Source organism: Aetokthonos hydrillicola CCALA 1050, assembly GCF_017591665.1.
GTDB classification, from domain to species: Bacteria; Cyanobacteriota; Cyanobacteriia; order Cyanobacteriales; family Nostocaceae; genus Aetokthonos; species Aetokthonos hydrillicola.
The window spans coordinates 1-1,154 of record NZ_JAAKGC010000433.1; the positions used below are offsets into that span (position 1 = coordinate 1).

2 protein-coding genes and 1 pseudogene are annotated in these 1,154 nt (G+C 36.2%); 2 read left to right on the forward strand and 1 reads right to left on the reverse strand.

Features of this window, described 5'->3' with window-relative positions; translation table 11 throughout:
- The first annotated feature begins 245 nt into the window (after positions 1 to 245).
- Positions 246 to 524: a hypothetical protein gene (locus G4P69_RS38605; protein WP_208340711.1), complete on the forward strand. Its 279-nt coding sequence runs from the start codon at positions 246 to 248 to the stop codon at positions 522 to 524.
- Positions 505 to 909 (forward strand): type II toxin-antitoxin system VapC family toxin, encoded by a 405-nt coding sequence (locus G4P69_RS38610; RefSeq protein ID WP_208340804.1) that lies wholly within the window; start codon positions 505 to 507, stop codon positions 907 to 909. The genes G4P69_RS38605 and G4P69_RS38610 overlap by 20 nt, the downstream gene beginning before the upstream one ends.
- Positions 910 to 957: 48 nt before the next feature.
- Here G4P69_RS38610 and G4P69_RS38615 read toward each other — a convergent pair.
- A pseudogene (locus G4P69_RS38615) lies at positions 958 to 1,154 on the reverse strand (DUF58 domain-containing protein); the annotation flags it as partial.

Here is a 1,154-nt window from a genome sequence, read left to right on the forward strand (position 1 = left end):
GATTTACGGGAATAAATATACCACCCTAGTTGGTTTCGGCTTCGCTCAACCAACTGAGAGATCGCGAGTTGAGCGAAGTCGAAACTCGCATTCCCCAGGTATTTTCTTTCTTGGAAATCACCTAAGCTAATTTCGAGCTTTAAGCGCTTACTTCACTACTGGACAACTCCCAATTAAAGCGTTGTAGACTCTAATTTTAAATGTTATATAATTAATTAGTCAATTAATATACATGAAGTTGCTATATGGATTCATTAAACATCCGGGCAAAAGTATTCACAGAAATCAGCCTTGTTCCAGAAGAAAAATTGGAAGAATTATATAATTTTATTCATTATTTTCGGCTAGGTGTAGAAGTATGTGGTGTAGAAGTATCTAAAGAAACACTTAACCCAAGTATGGATTTTGCTGGCTGTTGGAATGATATGTCAGAAGAAATGTTTGCTAATTTCTATGAAGAAATCAGAACACGCCGCCAACAGGCGTTTTCAGGAAGAAGAAGTGATGAAACCAGCTTTGATTGATACAAACATTTTATCATTTTTTTTCCGCAATCACAATTTGGTTGTTGAGCGTTTTGAAGCATATCTGAAAGAACATAGCAAAATTAATACCAGCATCATTACTTATTATGAAATTCTTAGTGGGTTAAAACATCGTGATGCACAAAAACAGCTAACATCCTTCTTAACATTTGCTTCGTACAATATAGTTTTACCTCTAACTACACACTCAACAACAATTTCTGCCGATATTTATGCGAATTTACGAAAAGCTGGGACACCAATTGATGATATTGATATTCTCATCGCTGGAATTGCAATAGCAAATGATTTAGTTATTATCACTAATAATCAGAGAGATTTTGAGAAAATAGAAGGCTTAGAAATCGAAGATTGGAGTCAGTAAGAAGAGTTAATAAAACAGAGATCACAGCCCGCTCCTATACAGTTTTTATCAAAGCTGATTTCGCGCTTTAAGCCGCAAATACCTATCTACTAACTGCTCTGTGATCTGATTCGCTGGCGCATCAAGTACCAACACACCTTTTTGTTTCATTTGTGCAAATGCAACTTGTCGCTGTGCTAATAAATCTAAGGCGACGGCACGAATATAAGCATCTGTAACTTTCTCTGGCTGGGTATGTGCTAGAT

What these genes read in the sequence shown, in the direction of transcription:
- G4P69_RS38605 (WP_208340711.1), top strand. Translation starts at nt 246, where the DNA reads ATGGATTCATTAAACATCCGGGCAAAAGTATTCACAGAAATCAGCCTT.
- G4P69_RS38610 (WP_208340804.1), top strand. Translation starts at nt 505, where the DNA reads ATGAAACCAGCTTTGATTGATACAAACATTTTATCATTTTTTTTCCGC.